General features: G+C 74.6%; 15 protein-coding genes. 9 read left to right on the forward strand and 6 right to left on the reverse strand.

The genetic code is table 11. The features are described 5' to 3' along the window. The first annotated feature begins 56 nt into the window (after window positions 1-56). The 6 genes from ACWEGE_RS33115 (at window position 57) to ACWEGE_RS33140 (ending at window position 7196) form a co-directional block, all read left to right on the forward strand. Window positions 57-1100 (forward strand): glycosyltransferase, encoded by a 1044-nt coding sequence (locus ACWEGE_RS33115; protein ID WP_449664394.1) that lies wholly within the window; start codon window positions 57-59, stop codon window positions 1098-1100. Further along, window positions 1097-1954: a hypothetical protein gene (locus ACWEGE_RS33120; protein WP_449664395.1), complete on the forward strand. Its 858-nt coding sequence runs from the start codon at window positions 1097-1099 to the stop codon at window positions 1952-1954. Before ACWEGE_RS33115 ends, ACWEGE_RS33120 begins: the two co-directional genes overlap by 4 nt. Then, a complete protein-coding gene (locus tag ACWEGE_RS33125) occupies window positions 1951-3300 on the forward strand; it encodes a glycosyltransferase 87 family protein (RefSeq protein ID WP_449664396.1) in 1350 nt (449 codons plus the stop codon). The genes ACWEGE_RS33120 and ACWEGE_RS33125 overlap by 4 nt, the downstream gene beginning before the upstream one ends. Next, a complete protein-coding gene (locus ACWEGE_RS33130) occupies window positions 3297-4721 on the forward strand; it encodes an oligosaccharide flippase family protein (protein WP_449664397.1) in 1425 nt (474 codons plus the stop codon). Before ACWEGE_RS33125 ends, ACWEGE_RS33130 begins: the two co-directional genes overlap by 4 nt. A 244-nt stretch (window positions 4722-4965) precedes the next feature. Further along, a complete protein-coding gene (locus ACWEGE_RS33135) occupies window positions 4966-6075 on the forward strand; it encodes a glycosyltransferase (RefSeq protein ID WP_449664398.1) in 1110 nt (369 codons plus the stop codon). Next, entirely contained in the window at window positions 6072-7196 is a 1125-nt protein-coding gene (locus ACWEGE_RS33140; protein WP_449664399.1) for a glycosyltransferase family 4 protein, read from the forward strand. The genes ACWEGE_RS33135 and ACWEGE_RS33140 overlap by 4 nt, the downstream gene beginning before the upstream one ends. Window positions 7197-7395: 199 nt before the next feature. Here ACWEGE_RS33140 and ACWEGE_RS33145 read toward each other — a convergent pair whose 3' ends face one another. Both ACWEGE_RS33145 and ACWEGE_RS33150 read right to left on the reverse strand, forming a co-directional pair. Next, complete coding sequence (locus ACWEGE_RS33145; protein WP_449664400.1) at window positions 7396-8748, reverse strand: putative glycoside hydrolase family 15 protein; 1353 nt, start codon at window positions 8746-8748, stop codon at window positions 7396-7398. Further along, window positions 8748-10178, reverse strand: coding sequence for an exopolysaccharide biosynthesis polyprenyl glycosylphosphotransferase (locus ACWEGE_RS33150; protein ID WP_449664401.1), 1431 nt, complete (start codon window positions 10176-10178; stop codon window positions 8748-8750). Before ACWEGE_RS33150 ends, ACWEGE_RS33145 begins: the two co-directional genes overlap by 1 nt. Before the next feature lie 315 nt (window positions 10179-10493). On the opposite strand from ACWEGE_RS33150, the gene ACWEGE_RS33155 reads away from it, so the two are divergent. After that, window positions 10494-11354 (forward strand): glycosyltransferase, encoded by an 861-nt coding sequence (locus ACWEGE_RS33155; RefSeq protein WP_449664402.1) that lies wholly within the window; start codon window positions 10494-10496, stop codon window positions 11352-11354. A gap of 4 nt (window positions 11355-11358) precedes the next feature. Further along, window positions 11359-12669, forward strand: a complete 1311-nt coding sequence (locus ACWEGE_RS33160; protein ID WP_449664403.1) for an NAD(P)/FAD-dependent oxidoreductase — start codon at window positions 11359-11361, stop codon at window positions 12667-12669. Here the strand turns inward: ACWEGE_RS33160 and wecB are convergent. After that, window positions 12639-13814: a non-hydrolyzing UDP-N-acetylglucosamine 2-epimerase gene (gene wecB, locus ACWEGE_RS33165; protein ID WP_449664404.1), complete on the reverse strand. Its 1176-nt coding sequence runs from the start codon at window positions 13812-13814 to the stop codon at window positions 12639-12641. The genes ACWEGE_RS33160 and wecB overlap by 31 nt on opposite strands. Window positions 13815-13976: 162 nt before the next feature. Here wecB and ACWEGE_RS33170 point away from each other — a divergent pair, with 162 nt between their 5' ends. Then, window positions 13977-14918 (forward strand): lysyl oxidase family protein, encoded by a 942-nt coding sequence (locus tag ACWEGE_RS33170; RefSeq protein ID WP_449664405.1) that lies wholly within the window; start codon window positions 13977-13979, stop codon window positions 14916-14918. Window positions 14919-15221: 303 nt separating this feature from the next. Here ACWEGE_RS33170 and ACWEGE_RS33175 read toward each other — a convergent pair whose 3' ends face one another. Genes ACWEGE_RS33175 through ACWEGE_RS33185 form a run of 3 tightly spaced genes read right to left on the reverse strand, consistent with a single transcriptional unit; the run spans window position 15222 to window position 17392 of the window. After that, complete coding sequence (locus tag ACWEGE_RS33175) at window positions 15222-16151, reverse strand: anti-sigma factor RsbA family regulatory protein (RefSeq protein ID WP_449664406.1); 930 nt, start codon at window positions 16149-16151, stop codon at window positions 15222-15224. Beyond that, window positions 16148-16996 carry an MEDS domain-containing protein gene (locus ACWEGE_RS33180; protein WP_449664407.1) on the reverse strand — a complete coding sequence of 283 codons (849 nt, stop codon included), beginning with the start codon at window positions 16994-16996 and terminating at the stop codon, window positions 16148-16150. Before ACWEGE_RS33180 ends, ACWEGE_RS33175 begins: the two co-directional genes overlap by 4 nt. Window positions 16997-17005: 9 nt before the next feature. Further along, complete coding sequence (locus tag ACWEGE_RS33185; protein WP_449664408.1) at window positions 17006-17392, reverse strand: VOC family protein; 387 nt, start codon at window positions 17390-17392, stop codon at window positions 17006-17008. Window positions 17393-17415: the final 23 nt, after the last annotated feature.

Genomic DNA, 17415 nt, shown 5'->3' on the forward strand with positions numbered 1-17415 from the left:
TGGCTGTGACCGGATCGGGAACGACCGGCACAGCCGAGAAGGAGAGGGAAGCGCCGATGCGGGTGCTGCACGTGATCAGTGAAATGGGGGCGGGCGGGGCGGAGACGCTCGTGGCCGGCATGGCGGCCCGCGGCGAGGAGCACGGCTGGGTGTCCGCCGTCGCCAGCGGCGGGGGCTTCCGCGCCGACGCGCTGGCCGCGGCCGGCACGCCGGCGTTCCCCGTGCCGCTCGCCCGCCGCAGCAAGGCGGGCGTGCTGAAGGCGGCCTGGGCCACCCGCCGGGCGATCTCCCGGTTCCGGCCCGACGTCGTGCTGGCCCACAACGTCGGCGCGAGCCTGGTGACGCGGCTGGCCGGGCGCCGTCCGATCACCGTCTTCCACGGCGTCGCCGACGAGGACTACCCCGCCGCGGCCCGGATCCTGCGCCGCACGTCCGGCCGGGTCGTCGCCGTCTCCACCGCCACCGCGGACCGGCTGACGGCGGCCGGGCTCGAGCGGCCGGCGGTGATCCCGAACGCCGTGTTCCCGCGGGAACCGGTGTTCGGCCGCGCGGAGATCCGCGCGTCCCTGGGGGTCCCGGAGCGGACGCCGGTCGCGCTCTGCCTGGCCCGGCTCGAACCGCAGAAGCGCCACGACGTGCTGCTGGACGCCTGGGCCGCGGTCGACGGCGACGCCGTGCTGTGGCTGGCCGGCGACGGCAGCCTGCGTCCGGAGCTGGCGCGGCGGGCGGCGGCACTGGGCCGCCGGGTGGAGTTCCTCGGCACCCGCACCGACGTCCCGGACCTGCTCGCCGCGGCCGACGTCACGGTGCTGACCAGCGACTGGGAAGGCCTGCCGCTGGCGGTGCTGGAGTCGATGGCGGCCGGCAGGCCGGTGGTCGCGACGGACGTCGGCGGGATCGGCGGGGTCCTCTCCGGCGGCGGCGGGATCGTGGTGCCACCCGCGAACCCGGCCGCGACGGCCGCGGCGCTGACCACGCTGCTGTTCGACCCGGCGGCCCGGGAAACCGCGGCCGCCGAAGGGATCCGGGCCGTCGAACGCGGCTACGACCCGCACGCGCTCATGAAGTCCTACGACGAACTGCTTCGAGGTGCCCGATGAAGTCTCTTGTCCGGAGCGTCCAGAGCATCACGGTGGCGCTGGTGGTGGGGGCGCTCGTGCTGCTCGTCGGCCTGACGCGCGCCGAGGAGTACCAGGGCCGGGTGAGCCTGCTCGCCGGTCCGGCCGCGGCGGACGGTGCCCCCTACGGCGAGGTCGTGTCGCTGGCGTTGCCCGCGCTGGTCGAGCTGGCCCGCAGCCCGTCGGTGCTGCAGGCGGCGGCGCCGGTCTCGGGGTACACCCCCGACGAGCTGGCCGGGCACGTCTCGGTCGAGCTGGTCCCGGCTTCCGGCCTGGCCCGGCTGTCCGTGCGCGCACCGTCGGCGGAGCGGGCGGGGGCGACGGCGATGGCGCTGGGCAAGGCGATGATCGACGCGGACCTCCTCGCCCCGGCCGGGAAGCTGCGGACGCTGGACTCGCGGCCGGAAGTGCTCACCGTGGCCCCGGACGTCCCCCTGGTGGCCGGGCTGGCCCTGGTCGCGGCGGTCGCGGCCGGGCTGGCGACGGCGGCCCTGCGCCGGTTGACGCCACTCGGTGCGGGCCCGGGCCCGGTGCGCCGGGCGCTGGCCGCGGCGGGGGTGCACCGCCCGGTGGCGGTCCTGCGGGAAGAGGACCCGTCGGCGGCGGACCGGCTGGCGGTGCTCTGCCGCGCGGCCGGGCGCCCGGTGCGGGTGCTGCCGGTGACCCCGTCGTTGACCGAAGCGGCGGCCAAGCTGGCGGCGGGGTTGCCGGAGGAGAGCGGCGAAGGCGCCTCCGTGGTCGCAGTGACGGCGGGTGGGCGAAACCAGGCCGAGCTGACCGCGACGGTGGGGGTGCTCCCGTCGGACGCGGTGCTGGTGGCGGTGGTGCTGGCATGAGCTCCAGACAGCCCGCGGCTCCGCGCCGAACCGGCTACCTCGCCCCGCGGCCGCGGCGAAGGCGGGCGCACGACTCCCGGTGTGGCGGTGGTCCCGGCACGACCACGCAGAACCCCACCGCCGCACCGGTGTCCGGCGGTGCGCACCTGTCGCCGAAGCAGCGGCTCGTCCTGCTCCTCGCGACGGTTGCCGGGGCCGTGAGCGCCTGGCACGCCATCTCGCCGTCGTGGCGGGTCCCGCTCCCCACCCCCGCCGTCGCCGGGGAAGAACGGCTGCAGGACTTCCGCGACGCCCTCTACTTCCCCATCCGCGAATTCTTCGACGGCGGCAACCCGTACGACCCCGCCGCGATGTTCGCGCACTGGCCGGTGCGCCAGGACTTCAACCTCTACCAGCCCTACCACCTGCTGCTGCACGCACCGTTCGCGCTGCCCGGCTACCGCGCCGGCGCCGTCGCGTTCATCCTCTTTTCGCTGCTGCTGCTCGTCGCGCTCGCCGCGTTGGCCGCGCACGCCGTCCGGCGGTACGTCCCGGTCCCGTTCGCCGTCACCACCGCCGTCGTCGCGGCGCTGCTCGTGACCAGCCAGGTCGGGAAGGCGCAGCTCTACGTCGGCCAGATCAACCCGCTGATCGCCGTCGGCGCGGCGGGTGCCCTGCTCGCCCGGCGCGACCGGCCGGGCTGGGCGGCCGCAGCCCTCGCGCTCGCCTGGCTCAAGCCCCAGTACGGCTTCCCGCTGGCCGTCCTGCTGTTCGCCCGCGGCTCGCGGCGGGTCGCCGTGGCGGGCACCGCCATCGCCGCGGCCGCCAGCCTGCCGGTCGTCGTGCTCCTCGTCGTGCGCGGTGGCGGCGTCGGGCCGTTCCTCGACGTGATCGCCGCGAACCTCACCCACGCCCGTGGCACCTCCTACGGCGCGGTGGATTCCGTTACCGCCCAACGCATCGACGTGGCCGCGGTGCTCTTCCGCGTCACCGGCTGGACGCCCTCCGAGCTGGTGGTGCTGGCCGGTGTGCTCGTCGCGAGCGCGCTGCTCGTCCGGCGGACGAGCGAGCCCGTCGCCGATCTGCTGACCGTGCTCGCGGTCGTGGTCTGCGTGGTGCACCAGCCCGGCGACGTCTTGATCGCCGTGCCCGCGATGGCCGTGGTGGCCGCGCTCTGGTGGCGCCGCCGGGATCGGGGCGCGGCCGGGCTCGCCGTCCTCGCGCTCGCCGTCCCCTTCGCGCATCTGTACATTGTGGACTCCGCGCTGGTTTCGCTGTTCGGGTCGCGGACGGCGGTCACCGTGGACGGGGTCGCCGTGGTCGCCGCGTGGGTCCTTGCGGTGGCCGCCGCGAGGAGGGCCGCGTGACGGCCGCGCTCGGGACCCGTGCCGTCCGCGGCTCGCTGTGGCTGGGCGTGGTCAACCTCGTCAGCAAAAGCAGCCAGATGCTGGTCACGCTGGTGCTGGCCGCCCTGCTCACCGAGGGGCAGCTCGGCGCGGTCGCGCTCGCGGTGGCGCTGGTGAACCTCGGCCAGGTCGTCCAGTCGATCGGGGTCTACGACGTCATCGGCCGCACCGAACGCGACCCGCGCCGGACGGCGGGCACGGTGCTGACGCTGAGCGTCGGCGCGGGGACCGTCCTGGCCGTCGCGCTGATGGCCGCGGCCGGCCCGCTCACGGCGTTGCTCGGCACGCCGGACGCCGCCGGGCTGGTCCGGCTGGCCGCGCTCGGCCTGCCGTTCTCGGCCGCGGGCGGGGTGCAGATGGGCCTGATGCACCGCGAGCTCGACTTCCGGCGGCGGCTGCTGCCCGACGGCGGGAGCGCGGTGCTGGGCGCGGCGCTGACGGTCGTGCTCGCCGCGTGCGGCGCCGGGCCGCTGTCGCTGGTGCTCGGGCTCCTGGCCACGGCGGTGGCGCAGCCGCTGCTCGGCGCGCTGGCCCGCGGCGGGGTCCGGCCGTGCTGGGACACCGCCGCGGCGCGGGAGGTGCTCGGCTGGGTGGCCGTGGTCGGGCCGGCCGCGGTCGTCGGCGCGCTGCTGGTCAACCTGGACTACTTCGCGGTGGGGCACGTGCTCGGGCCGGACGCGGTCGGCGTCTACTCGGTGGCGTACCGGCTCGCCTGGGTGCCCTACATCATGGTCGCGGTCGTGCTCGGCGCGGTGGCCTTCCCGGTGTTCACGCGGCTGCGGCGCGAGGGGACGCCGCTCGGCGGGGCGGTCACCCGGTTCACCCGCGCGGTCCTCGTGGTGACCGGCGGTCTGTACCTGGCGCTCGCCGTCCTCGCCGGCCACGTCGTGCTGCTGGGCGAACGGTGGGCGGGCGCGGCCGGGCCGCTGGTGCTGCTGTCCGGCTACGGCCTGGGCATCTGCCTGCTGCAGATCTGGTACCAGGCGGTGAAGGCGACCGGGCACGTCCGGCGGTACCTGGCGCTCGAGGCGACGCACCTGGCGCTGCTCGCGGCCGGGCTGGCGCTGCTGACCCGCACGGGGATCGGAGCGGTCGCACTGGCCCAGTGCGGCGCGGCGTGGCTCGTGGTGCCGGTCGCCTGGCGGGTGCTGGCCGGCCTCGGGGTGGCACCACCGGTGGCCGAGCTGGGCGGGATGTTAGCCCGCGTCGCCCTCGCCGGCGCGGCGGGCGCGGTGCCCGCGGTGGTGCTGGAGCGGTGGTCCGGAGGTTCGCTGCCGGGGGCGGTGGCCGAGGCCGCGGTCCTCGTCGCCGGCTACGCCGGGGCGACGCTGCTGCTGCAGCGGAGTGCGCTCGCCGAGCTGCGCCGGGGAGGCCTCCGGTGAAGCAGGCCCCACACCCCCCGCCGACAACCCTCACCCCACCGCGCCCAGGAAACCTCCAGTGAACCCGGCCCCACACCCCTCGCCGCCAACCCTCAAAGCAGCTCGCCCAGGAAACCTCCAGTGAACCCGCCCCCACACCCCTCGCCGCCAACCCTCAAAGCAGCTCGCCCAGGAAACCTCCAGTGAACCCGCCCCCACACCCCTCGCCGCCAACCCTCAAGCCACCGCGCCCAGGAGGCCTCCGGTGAAGCTCGTCCACGTCACCCAGCCCGTGGCCGCCGGTGTTGCCGTGGTCGTGCTGGAGCTCGCCGTGGCCCAGCGGGACCGGGGGTGGTCCGTCACGATCGCCTGCCCGCCGTCGGGCTGGCTCGCCGAACGCGCCCGGGAATCCGGCATCGAAGTCCGCGGCTGGGCCGCGCGCCGGGCGCCCGGCCCCGGCTCGCTCACCGAGGCCCTGCGGCTGCGGCGGATCCTGGCCGACCTCGAACCGGACGTCGTCCACCTCCACAGCTCCAAGGCCGGCCTGGCCGGGCGGCTCGCCGTCCGCGGCACCCGCCCCACGGTGTTCCAACCGCACCTCTGGTCCTTCGAGACCGCGAGCGGCCCGCTGCGCCGCGCGTCCGCCGCGTGGGAGCGCTTCGCGTCGCGGTGGACCGACCTCGTCGTCTGCGTGAGCGACGACGAACTGGCGACCGGCCGGGCCGCCGGGGTGACCGCCGAAGCGGACGTCGTCTGCAACGGCGTCGACACCACCGGCTTCGTCCCCGGCGACCGGGCCGCGGCGCGCCGCCGGCTCGGGCTGCCGGAAGGTGCTCCCATCGCCGTCTGCCTCGGCAGGCTCGCCGAGCTCAAGGGGCAGGACCAGCTGCTCTCGGCCTGGCCGGCGGTGCTGCGGCAGCTGCCCGAGGCGCAGCTCGTGTTCGCCGGCGACGGGCCGATGGGACCGGTCTGGCGCGAACGGCACCCGGTGGCGGGACACGCGTCCGTGCGCTGGGCGGGGCACACCGACGAGCCGGCGGCCTGGTACACCGCCGCGGACGTCGTCGTCCTGCCCTCGCGCGCCGAAGGCATGGCGCTGGTGCCGCTGGAGGCGATGGCGTGCGCGCGGCCGGTCGTCGCGTTCGACGTCGGCGGGATGCGCCAGAGCGTCGCGGACGCGGGCGCGGTGCTGCCGCCCGGAGACGTCGGGCTGCTGGCCCGGGCCGTCGCGGTCCGGCTCGCCGACCCCGGGCTCGCCCGGCGCGAAGGCGAGCGTGGCCGCCGCCGCGTGGAACTGTCCTTCGACCGGGGGCGGATGACCGACCAGATCGCCGCCCTCGTCGACAAACTCACCCCGTCGGAGCGTCTGCCGTGACCCGCATCGCCTATCTGCTCACCCAGGACCGCGGCGGCCCGGTGGACGTCACCGTCCGGCTGGCGGCGACGCTGGCCGCCGCCGGCCACGACGTCCGCGTCTTCGGGCCGGTGCCCGCGCGGGGCGCCGCGCTGATCGAGGGCCGGCACGAGGAAATCGCGGTGTCGGACAAGGAAGACCTCGCGGCGGCGGGCCGGGCGCGGGCGGCGATCCGGGCGTGGCGCCCCGACGTCGTGCACGCGCAGGACCGGCGCGCGGGCCTGGTGCTCGCGGGCCTGCGGTTCGGTCCGCGGCCGGTGCTGGTCCAGACCTACCACGGCGTGCCCGACGACGTCGCGGAGCCGTGGTTCCGGGGTTCGCGCGGGGCCGCCGGGCCCTCGGCGTACACGCGGACGGTGCTGGCCGCGGACGCCGTCGTCGCCCGCCTCCTGGACCGGACGGTCGTGCCGGCGTCGGCGATGGGTGCCTTCCTGCGCCGCCGCCTGCGGGTGCCGGCCGGGCGGCTGGTGCACATCGACAACTGCGTCGCGGACGCCTCGCCGTCCCCGCCGCGGGGTCCGGTGCGGCACCTCGTCTTCGCCGGGCTGCTGGTGGAGCGCAAAGGGGTGCTCGACCTGCTGGCCGCGTTGTCCGTGCCGGGTGTGCTGCCCGCCGACGCCCGGCTGACGGTGGTCGGCGACGGCCCGCAGCGCGCGGCGGCGGAGCGGGCCGCACAACAGCCGCCGCTGGCGGGGCGGGTGACGTTCCTCGGCTTCCGGCCGGACGTCCCGGCGCTGCTCGCCGCGGCGGACGCGCTGGTCCTGCCGTCCACAATGGAGCAGCAGCCGCTGGTGGTGGCCGAGGCGATGGCGGCGGGCAAGCCGGTCCTGGCGACGGCGACCGGCGGCGTCCCGGCCATGCTCGACGTCCCGGACGGCCCGGTGTACCTGGCCCCACCGGGCGACGTCCCGGCACTGGCCGCACGGCTACGAGCGCTGTTCGCGGAACCGGACCCGGCCCGGCTGGGCCGGCTCCTCGCCGAACGCGCCCACGCCCGCTACCGCCCGGAGGCCTGCGCCCGCCGTCACCTGGACCTCTACGACCGGCTGACCACCCCGTGTCGTCCCGCCAATCACCCGTGATGCCCCCTCAATCACGAGTGATGCCCCGCTGATCACGTGTGAGGCCCCTCCGATCACCGGGCTTCGCGTGATCCGGGCCGGGACTCGCGTGATCGAACGCGGAACTCGCGTGATTGGAGGGGTATCTCGCGTGATTGGAGGGGGATCTCGCGTGATTGGAGGGGCATCGCTCGTGATTGGAGGGGCGACACGCGGGTGGTCAGCGGGCCCAGAGCCGGCCGATGCGGAACTCGTCGCGGGTGATTCGCCAGATGCCCCGCTTCACCAGTTGCTTCGGGTCGACCAGGACGATCGCGTCCGCGGCTTCGAGGGTGAGCTGGGGTGGGGGCGGGGTGGTTGTCGCCGTGGGGGAAGCCGAGGTCGGGGTTGGGGTCGGGGTGGGTGACGGGGGTGCGCCGGGCTTGACGAGGCCTTCCGGGGGCACCACCGTCTGGGTCGCCGCCGTCGGGTTGACCGCGACCCAGCCGTGGCTGAACGTGCGGGTCCAGACGCCGTTGGCCAGCCGGCTCGCCGCGTCGGTCGCCTCGCCCAGGCCGGAATCCTGCAGTGCCGACCACTCCGGGTCGCGGTAGTCGTCCGTCGTCGCGCGGGTCCAGCAGGTGCGGGGGCCCGCCAGCAGCGCCGCGCTCGCGTAGCCGGAACGCTCTTCACGCGCGTTGTGCGTCCGCGTCACCAGCAGCAGCAGCGACTCGCCGAGGGCCGCCTGCGCGCGCAGCTCCTGGAACTCGTTGCCGCGGAAGGTCAGCAGGCCACCGGTGCCGCCGTTCTCGCGGAAGCCGAAGTTCTCCTCCATCGCGCCGCCGAAGCGGGAGTGCGCGGTCCAGCGGCCCGGCACCAGGTGCGTCTCGGACACGTTGGGCACCAGCAGCTTGTTCGCGTTCGCCAGGGCGTCGCCGGCCTTGGCCAGGAACGCGTCCAGGCCGTCGCGGAGCTTGCGGTCGGTCTCCGCGACGTTCGCCGTGCCCGCGAGCACCGCGGGCGAATAGTGGCTCAGCGAGTTGAAGTCGTTGTCCGCGAGCACACCGTCCCAGCCCTCGCGCTTGACTTCGGCGACGACGGCTTCGGTCCAGGTCTGCTGGTAGTCCGGGTTCCACACCGTCATCTGCCAGTGCCGCGGGTACCCCTGCCACTCGATCCGCCGCCCCTGGACGTCCAAGGCGAACCAGTCCGGGTGGTGGTCCTGGGCCGCGACGTAACCGATCCCGCTCGGCAGGAACACCGCGTCCTGGCCGCCGTCGACCGCGCCCGGGTAGTTGCGCGTGCTCGACAGGTCCTTGTACACCAGCACCTTCACCCGCGGGTTCAGCTGGTGCAGGCGCCGCATCGCCGCGCCTTGGTCGGCGTTGAGCACGACGACCTGGTAGCGCTTGGCCGCCAGCTCGATCTCCTGCGACGTCGGCGGCCGGCCGATCCCGTACCACCACGCGCAGGGCGCGAGCGGCTTCGGCGGCGGGGCCGCGATCTCCTGCGCCGAGCTGGTGACGCAGCCGGCCAGGCAGCTCGCCAGCAGTGCGGCCGCGGCCGCCCGGCACAGCGCCGGGCGCCGTCGCATCAGCGTTGCCTTCGGCACAGCAGTTCTCCCACCGTGAGGATGATGATCTTGACGTCGAGCCACAACGACCAGTTCGCGATGTAGTAGTTGTCGTAGCGGGCGCGGTCCGCGATCGAGGTGTCGCCGCGCAGGCCGTGCACCTGCGCCAGCCCGGTCAGCCCGGTGGGCACCCGGTGCCGCGCCCAGTAGAGGTCGTGGACGGCGGAGAACTCGTGCACGAACACCGGCCGCTCCGGGCGCGGGCCGACCAGCGACATGTCGCCGCGCACGACGTTCCACAGCTGCGGCAGTTCGTCCAAAGAGGACCGCCGGAGGAAGCGGCCGACCGGGCCGACCCGGCGGTCGCCGGCGACCGACCAGCGCGTCTGCGAGTCGTCGACGGCGGCCTGCCGGACGCTGCGCAGCTTGAAGAGCACGAACGTCCCGCCGTCCATCCCGACCCGCACCTGCCGGAAGAAGACCGGGAACCCGCTCTCCACCGCGACGGCCAGCGCGCAGACCGCGATCACCGGGGAGAGGACGACGAGCGCGGCCGCGGCCAGCGCCGTCTCGACCGCGCGCTTGACCCACCAGCTCGGCCGCCGGGTCGGCGCGCCGCCCAGCCACACCAGCGGGTAGCTGCGGAGCCGGTCGACGCCGGGCCCGTCCGGGCAGAGTTCGAACAGGTGCGGCAGCACCAGGGTGACGCACCCGAGGCGGTGCGCGGAGATGGCGGCGTCGACGATCGCGCCGCCCGGGTCGTCGGCGGGGGCGAGGACCACAGTGCCCGCGCGCAGCCGGGCGATGGCGCCGGCGAGGTCGCCGTCGATCCGCTCGACCGGCAGGCCGGACGGCACCGGCTCCGGGCCCGCCGCCGCGAAGCCGACGGGCAGCAGCCCGAACTCGGGGTGCTCCAGCATGGTGCGGACCAGTTCGCCGCCGATCCGGCCGGACCCGACGACGACGGCCCGGTCGCAGCGGCGCAGCCGGCGCCGCCCCCAGCGGCCGAACGCGAACACCGCCGGGCGGGCGGCTTCGCCGAGCACGGCGAAGCACAGCACGACTTCCTGCATCGTCGCCGTGTCTTCGCCGTCCATCCCGGCCACCAGCCCGAAGCCGGTGACGAGCGCGAACGCCAGCGCGGTGGCGGTGACCGAGCGCGGGAGGTCCTGCAGCCAGGAAAGCCAGAGGCGGCGGCGGTGGACGCGGCCGGCCACGCGGGCCCCCGCGAGAGCCGCGGCGGTCACCGCCGCGCACGCCGGGCCGGGCCCGGTCCGCAGCACCGCCGCCAGCCAGGCGGCACCGTCGACGGCGACGAGCAGCACGGCCACGGCGTTGACGCGGGCGAGCAGCGGGCGGCCGCGGACGGCGCCGGACGGCCGGTCGCCCGGCCGGACGCGGCGCTGGGCCGGCACCGCTTCGGTGACGACCGTGTCTCTGAGTTCAGTCACCGGTCTCGACCTCTACTTGACATGAGGATTCCATTCTCGCTTTCTTCACGACTCAGCCATTCGAGGCAACACCGGCACGATCGGGTGAATTTTTCCAAGAACTCCCAGAAATGCACTCGATCGGGGCGTCCAGCAGACCCGATCCGGTGATTTCAGGAAACACCAAGTAGTTCTGATGACGCGCATCCTTCCGAGGGACTTCCGGGGCCACTAAAGAAACCACACAACATAGCCGAATAGGACTCGACGGCCCCACCAAACCCGATTCCGGACGGGTGACGGGCAAAGGACGAGGACAACCAGACGAGGGGAACCGTGGCGCGCGAAGAGACCACCCTGGCCACACTGTGCGAACCCAAACCGTGCGAACCCGAACAACCCGAACCGGACGGTGCCAGCCCGGAGCCCACCGGGGGACGGACCGGCGGACGGGCGCACGTCGTGCTGCCCGCGTTCAACGAAGAAGCGTCCCTGCCGCCGCTGCTGCGCCGGCTCGCCGAGCTGGCCCGCACCGAGCAGGTCACCGTCTGGGTCGTCGACGACGGCTCCGCCGACGCCACCATCGCGGTGGCCGAGTCGGGCTACGGCGGGCTCGACGTCCGCGTCGTGCGGCACCTGGTGAACCTCGGGCTCGGGCGCGCGGTGCAGTCCGGGCTCCGGGCGGCGCTGGAGCAGGCCGCCCCCGACGACGTCGTCGTCGTGATGGACGCCGACGACACGCACGACCCCGCGCTGATCCGCGCGCTGCAGGCGGAGATCACCGCCGGCGCCGACGTCGCCATCTGCTCCCGGTTCGTCCCGGGCGGCGACGACCGGACCGCGCCGTTCGGGCGGCGGCTGCTTTCCCGCGGTGCCGCGCAGCTGTTCCACCGCGCCCTCGACGTCGACGGCGTCCGGGACTTCACCAGCGGCTACCGCGCCTACCGGGCGTCGCTGCTGGCGCGCGCCTCCGCGCACTGGGGCGAGCGGCTCATCGAGGAGCAGGGCTTCGCCTGCATGGTGGAGCTGCTGCTCAAGCTCCGCCACTGCCGCCCGGTGATCACCGAGGTCCCGCTGGCCCTGCGGTACGACCGCAAGCAGGGGCCCAGCAAGCTGAAGCTGCGACGGACCGTCGTGCAATACCTGAAACTGCTCGTCCGCGACCGGCTGAGCCCGGCGCCCTACCGGAAGCTGTGACCCGGTGACCCCTTCCGACCCCGCGCACATCGCCGTCATCGGCGGCGGCATCTGCGGCCTCGCCGCCGCCCACCGCCTCGCCCGCCGCGGCACCCGCGTGACCCTGCTGGAAAGCAGCGACCAGCTCGGCGGCCTCGGCACGTTCTTCGCGCACGGCGACCGGTGGATCGAACGCTTCTACCACTGCATCATGCCCTCCGACGCGAGCCTGCTGGCGCTGCTGGGCGAGCTGGGCCTGCGGGACGCGGTGCAGTGGCGCGAAACGACGATGGGCATGGTCGTCGACGGCCGGCACCACCCGTTCAACTCCGCCGTCGACCTGCTCCGCTTTTCGCCGCTGCGGCTGCCCGACCGCGTGCGCTTCGGCGTGGTTTCGCTGCTGCTGCGCCGGTCGGGGAAGGGCCGCGACCTCGACACCCTCCGCACCGAGGACTGGCTGCGCGGGCTCTACGGCGACGTCGTCTGGGAAACGCTCTTCGCGCCGATGTTCGGCTCGAAGTTCGGGGAGGCCTTCGGGGACGTCCCGGCGCTCTACCTGTGGCAGCGGCTGGGCCGCGAGCGCAACGTCGCCACCCGCGGCTACCCGGACGGCGGTTACAAGACGATCATCGACGCCCTGCGGACGTCGATCGAGCAGGCCGGCGGCGTCGTGCGGACTTCGACGCCGGTGCGGCGGTTGCAGAGCACGGGCCGCCGTTCGGTGCTCACCCTGACCGACGGCGAGGTGCTGGACGCCGACCAGGTCGTCTCCACCGTGCCGCTGCCCCTGCTGCGGCGCATCGCCGACGACGCGCTCGCCACCCGGCTGCCCCGGGTGGACCTGCCCTACCAGGGCGTGGTCACCGGCGTGTTCTTCCTCCGGCGGCCGGTCACCGAGCACTACTGGACGCCGGTGCTGCGTTCGGGCACCGAGTTCGACGGGGTCGTCGCGATGTCCGCGCTCGCCGGCCGGTGCGACGGCCGCGACCTCGTGTACGTCATGCGCTACACCGACCGCGGCTCGCGGCTCTACCTCGACGACGACACCGCGATCGCGGCCCGGTGGTCGGCGCAGCTGCGCGGCCTGTACCCCGAGCTCCAGGCCGGTGACATCGAAGAGGTGCGGGTGTTCAAGGCGCCGTTCGTGGAACCGGTGTACCCGCTCGGGTACCTCGCCACGCGGCCGGCGGTGGCCGTGGAGGGAACCGGCCTGCTGCTGGCCACCACCGCCCACGTCTACCCGGACGTCACGAGCTGGAACTCGAGCGTCGCCCTCGCGAACGCGGTGGTGACGGCGTTGAAGGGTCAGCCGGCGGTCACCGGGGCCGCCCGCTGACCGAGCAGCGCGGCCAGCGCCGTCACGATCCGGGCGGTGGTGGATCCGTCGCCGTACGGTGACGGGAGGGTGCGGAGGCGCTCGCGGTGGGCGGCCACGTCGTCGAGCCAGCGGGCGACCTCCGTGCCGATCGACGGGCCCGGCAGCACCCTGGTCCCGAAGGTGCCCGCGATCTCGGGGCGCTCGGTGCTGCGCCGGACCACCACCACCGGTCGCTTGAGGACACTCGCTTCCTCTTGGATGCCACCGGAATCCGACACGAGCACCGCCGCCTCCGCGGCCAGCGCCAGGAAGGCCGGGTAGGCCTGCGGCTCCAGCTCGACCAGCGGGTCGAGCAGCTGCCGCAGGCCGAACCGCTCGATGCTCTTCGCCGTGCGGGGGTGCAGCGGGAACACCACCGGCAGCGGCAGGCGGCCGAGCTCGCGCAGGATCACCGCCAGCCGCCCGGGGTCGTCGACGTTCTCCGGGCGGTGGATGGTCGCGAGCGCGAACCGGTCGCGTTCCAGGCCGCGGGCCGCCAGCACCGGCCGCCGGTCTTCGGCGGCCGGGAGCGCGGCCTGCAGCGCTTCGACCACGGTGTTGCCGGTGACGGCGATCCGTTCGGACGGCACGTTTTCCGCCAGCAGGTTGGCGCGGTTGAGCTCGGTCGGCGCGCAGCACAGGTCGGCGAGGTGGTCGATCAGCACGCGGTTGTGCTCCTCGGGCATCGCCCGGTCGTGGCTGCGCAGCCCGGCTTCGACGTGCACCAGCGGCAGCTCGTGCGCGTTGGCCGCGAGCGCGCCGGCCAGCGCGGACGTCGTGTCGCCCTGGACGACCACCACCCGGCCGGGCCGCTCCGCCAGCACTTCGTCGACCGCGCTGACCGTCCGGCCGAGCTGGCCACCGCGGCGGCCGGCGGGCACGCCGAGCTCGTGGAACCGGTCGGACGGCGGCAGGTCCGCGCGGATGCGCGCGTACAGCGACCGGTCGTAGTGCTGTCCCGTGTAGACGACGGCGCACCCGTCGCCGAACGCCCGCATCAGCGGGGCGAGCTTGATCAGCTCCGGCCGCGTGCCGCAGACCAGCGTGACCCCGCCGGCTCCGGCGGCCCGCACCGCCGGGGAACTCCCGGTGGCGTCACGGAAATCTGCGGTGGTCGTCGACATGCGGTGCGGTCCTTTCGGGCGATGAGTTCGCCGCACGCTACTGACCGGAACCGCGGAAACGGAGGAGACTCAGTCGATCGTGTGACGACGCGGTGTCGCACCGGGGAATTGCGCACACCCTAGAATGGGCCCGATCGGAATACCGGACAGGACGGCCCGCTCTTGCTCAAGAAATTCGCGGTTCTGGCGCTCGCCGCGCTCGCGGCCACCGTTTCCGCTTCCGCTCCCCGTGCCGACGCGGCGCCGAACCTGCTGTTCCCCGACCTCCGCCAGGCCCCGCCGGGGTGCGCCGGCGGCAGTTCCGGCGAACTCCCGCTGTGCACGGCGTGGGACGTGTGCCTGGTGATCGACCCGGCCGCGCCCAACGGCCGCTGCATCACGCCTTCGGTGGCGAAGGCCGTCCGGCTGCGGTTCACCAGCGCGGAGGAGAACGTCGGTGACGGGCCGCTGCTGCTGTACGGCCACCGCGACAGCACGAACCAGGAGACCATGACGGTCCGGCAGGCGCTGCGCGACGGCACGGACGGCTCGATCCCGGGCAGTTACGCGGCGGCGCAGCGCGCCACCGAGGCGTTCACGTACTACGAGCCCGCCCTCGCCCACCAGCACTGGCACCTGATGAACTTCGAGCACTTCGCGCTGGTTTCCCGCCAGGGCAAGACGGTGGTCACCGACCGCAAGAACGGCTTCTGCCTCGGCGACCGCTTCCGCGTCCACGACGCCGGCCGGCTGCGGAACACACCGGGCGAAACGGGCGCGGACGCCGCCCTCGCCGAGACGTTGCGCGACAACATGTGCCGCCACCACGAGCCGACGGCACTCGACGTGGTCGAGGGCATCTCGGTCGGCGCCGGCGACGACTACAAGTACGGCGTGGACTTCCAGTGGCTGGACATCACGCACGTCCCGGCGGGCACCTACGACCTGGTGAACACGGTCAACGGCGACCGGACGCTGCTGGAGACGAACTACGACAACAACTCTTCGGCGGTGGCCCTGTCCATCGCGTGGCCGCAGGGGATGCCGGACCCGGACGGGACGATCCCGGCGGCGCCGATCGTGAAGCTGCTGCGGAGCTGCCCGGGCCAGCCCCGCTGCGCTTGAGCAGGCCCGGCCGGCCAGGGAGCAGCGGGCCGGGCCGGGGCTGCTCGCAGGCGACGGGCAAGGCCCGGGGGCCGGGGATGCCTGCGGCCCGCAACTCGCCGGCCGGCGGCCGGCGAGGTCAGGCGACCGGCGAGGTCGGCGGCCCCGGCGAGGTCAGCAGCCCCCAACACGCGGCCGCAGAAACAAGCCACCGGCGAAGCAGCCGACCGGTCAGGTCGGCGGGCCCACACCCCGCGACCGCAGAGGCAGGCCACCGGCGAGGCGGGTGGCCGATCGCCGGCGACCAGCCCGGCGAGCCCCGCCCTACCAGGGGCGGCCCGCGGTCAGGCGGGCGGTGAAGCCGGTCTCGTCACGGTGCAGGGTCACCTCGCTGCAGATCTGGTGCGCGATCCACAACCCCCGGCCGCCGATCGTGCGGTCCGCCGGCAGCAGGCCGACGAACGGGTCAGCCGGGCCGTCGCCCGCGTCGTGCACCGAGACCACCATCTGGCCCGCGTCCGCCCAGATGCGCATCCGGACCGGGGGGCGGCCGTGGCGGAACGCGTTGTCCACGATCTCGCTCACCGCCAGCACCAGGTCGTCCACCTCGGCCGGCGGCAGGTCCACCGGCGCGGTCGCCAGCACCGCCCGGCGCGCGTCCGCGGGCCGGGGGTCCGCCAGCTCCACTCGCGGTGCCGTGCTCTCGATCGGCAGCGGGGTCATCGGCCGCGGGCCGGTCAGGAACGACAGCGGGTCGACGTAGCCGGCGTTCGTGTGGTGCCCGCCCGGGGTGGCGACGAACGGGTGGGTCCGGGCCACGTCGTCGAGGACGTGCCGCGGCGTCGTCCGGGTGTCGTAGGCGCAGATGCTGCGCAGCGGGAACTCGCCGTAGGCGTGGTTGACCGCCGACTCGTAGCGGGCCCACCAGTCCCAGGACGTGTCGATCGCCGCCTGCGGGATCTCGCCGAAGATGCGGATCCCGGCCGCGCCGCCGGCGACGAACCCGGCCAGCAGCTCGCGGTAGGACTTGATCGCGACCGCGGGCCGCGCGTACAGGTCGCCGGTGGACAGGTAGTCCACCGGCGCCGACGGCGGCAGGGCGCCGCGCACCAGCTCGGCGCGCTCCGGCTCCAGCGAAACCAGCGTCGGCTCGCCGGCCGCCAGCCCGCCTTCCAGGAACGGCACGGCGACGGCGAGCAGTTCTTCGTCGCCGTCGTAGTGGACGGCGGCGTGGTCGTAGCCCCGGGCGCTCACGCGGCACGCTCCACGCGCACACCGGTCAGGTCCAGCAGCTCGACGAGCCGGGCGGGGGTGGCCAGCTTCGTCCGCAGGACCACCGTGGTGGCGTGCCGCTCGGCGTAACCGGCCAGCGCGACCATGCTGCGGTGGTCGACGAAGTCCAGGCCGACGGCGTCGATCGCGACCGTGCCCGTCCCGGACCGCAGACCGGCGCGCTCCAGCGCCAGCGGCCAGAGCCCGCGGGACTCCAGGTCCAGCTCCCCGTCGAGCGCCGCGGCGCTGTCGTCCCGGGCGTGCCCGTGCAGGTGGAACGGTGATCCGCCCTCGTGGGCGCTGGGGTGCATGCACGCGAGCTGCGCGACGACGTCCCCGCCGAGCTCGGCCACGTCGTAGCCGCACATCGCCGACATCGGGTGGCCGGCCATGTAGTGGTCCACCAGGTGCTCGTAGCGGGCGAAGGCGTCCACCTGGGCCGGCGTGCGCACCAGCGACGTCGCGTCGGCCGCGACGCGCAACCCGGTGAACCCGGCCGCCAGCGCGTCGGACGTCGCCGCGGCGTAGCGCTCGACCTGGCCGGCGGGGTCGACGACGGCGCCGGTGGCGTAGGCCGCTTCGACCGAGGCGACCTGGACCGCCCCGCGGGCCAGGCCCTCGTCGCACCGCTCGTCCGCCCGCAGCTGCCCGGTCAGCACGGCCTCGTCACCCGGGGCGACGTAGAGCACCCGCTCGCCGGCCGCCAGGCCCTCGGCCAGGAACTCCTGGGCGTGGGCGACGAAGTTCCCGCGTCCCCGGTAGCCCCGGCAGACGTGGTCGCGGGCCGGCGAAGGCGGTCGGCGGTACCGCGAGGTCGGCTTCAGCACGGATCGAGACTACGCCGCCGGGCCCGCTCCGGGGTCGCGGACCTCGTCCGCCGGTTTCACGCAGACGCAGAACAGGTTGTCCTCCGGGTCGGCCAGGACGACCCAGTCGTCGACCGGGTCGTCGTCGACGTGTCGCACGAACCGCGCGCCGAGGCCGATCAGCCGGTCGACCTCCTGCCGCTGGTCGTCGGCGTAGAGGTCCAGGTGCATCTGGTCGCGCGTGGACACCGGCGTCGAGGACCGCTGCAGCGACAGGTTGACGTACCGGCCGCGCAGCAGGCGGAAGCCGTCCTCCTCGGACGTCGTCGGCTCCAGGCCCAGTGCCGCGCTCCAGAAGCGGGTCATGGCGTCGAGGTCGGTGCAGTTGATCACCGTGCTGCCGAGCCTGATCGCCATGGCCGCCTCCCGTCTCGTGGTGC

It is taken from the genome of Amycolatopsis sp. NPDC004747 (assembly GCF_053601335.1).